The organism is Pseudomonas serbiensis (genome assembly GCF_030580745.1).
Classification (GTDB): Bacteria; Pseudomonadota; Gammaproteobacteria; order Pseudomonadales; family Pseudomonadaceae; genus Aquipseudomonas; species Aquipseudomonas serbiensis.
The window spans coordinates 1-1,302 of record NZ_JAUQOO010000054.1; the positions used below are offsets into that span (position 1 = coordinate 1).

The 1,302-nt window shown below is 64.7% G+C and carries 1 pseudogene; it reads right to left on the reverse strand.

Annotated features, from left to right (window positions below):
* Positions 1-1,302 (reverse strand): annotated as a pseudogene (locus tag Q6A51_RS27245) (adhesin); the annotation flags it as partial.

A 1,302-nucleotide genomic window follows, 5' to 3' on the forward strand; every position in this document is an offset into this window, starting at 1 on the left:
ACCAGTGCCTGGCTGCTGGCAATGCTGCCGTCGTGGTTGGTCAGTTTGGCGGCGGTGAGGTCCATCCGCTCGCCGCTGCTGATCCGGCCCTTCTGGCTGTTGTTCAGGTCGCCGGTGTCGATCGTGACCCGGCCCTTGGCGCTGACGGTGCCTTGCTGGCTGTTGTCGAGAGCGGTGCTGTCCAGGTCGAGCTCGCCATCGGTGACCAGTTCGCCGCCCTGGTTGAGGATCGCGCCGGCGCTGTCGAGGGTCAGCTTGCCGGCACTGGACACGCTGCCCGCCGTGTTGGTCAGGCTGCCGACGTCGAGGGTCAAGGTGCCTTCGCTGCTGATCAGGCCCTGGGTGTTGTCGAGGGTGTCCGAGAGGTCGATGCTCAGGTCGTGTGGGCTGAGCAGCACGCCGCCGGTGTTGTCCAGTGAGCTGCCGGTCAGGGTCAGGCCGGTCTTGCCGGACAGCACGCCGTCGCTGCGGTTGGTGGTCTTGGCGATGTCGAGGGTCAGTAACTGCTGCGCAAGGATCTGGCCGCCGGTGTTGGTGAGGGTCTGGCCGGTCAGGGTGATGCCCTGCTGGCTGGAAATTTCGCCGCCCTGGTTGTCGACGTCATCGACGGTGAGGGTCAGGGCCTCGCCGCCCCCGACAAAACCCTTGAGGCTGTTGTTCAGGGTGTCGCCGGTCAGGCTCAGCGCCCCCAGGGCGAAGAGTTGCCCGCCCTGCTGTTGCAGGTTGCCGATCACGGCGGTGAGGGCTTGTTTGCTGGAAATCTGGCCTTGGGTGTTGTTGGCGGTCGTAGCACTGACGTCAAGATCGCCATCGGCAATCACGGTGCCTTTGACGTTGCTCAGGGTGTTGTCGACGGTCAGTTTCAGGCCGGCGCGGCTGCTGATCAGGCCTTCGGCGTTGTCCAGGCTGTCGCTGTCGATCTCCAGCCCGGTGGCCGACACGGTGCCCTTGAGGTTCCTGAAGAACTCGACCAGGTCCAGGGTCAGCCCCTGGCTGCTCAGCAGCTTGCCGCCGCTGTTGTCGAGGCTTTGGGCCGCGAGGGTAAAAGCCTGGGCGCTGGAGATTTCCCCGCCCGCGTTGCTCACGCCGTTGAGGTTTTTCAGCAGCAGTGCGCCGGGGCTGTTGATCAGGCCGTTCTGGTTGTTCAACTGGCCGTTGTTCAGGTCCAGGCTCAAGGTGGTGTTGCTGAACAGTTCGCCGCCCTGCTGATCCAGGCTTGTGACGCTGGCGGTCAGGGCCAGCGCACTGGCGATACGGCCCGCGCTCTGGTTGATGACTTCACCGGCAATCAGTTCCAGGGTG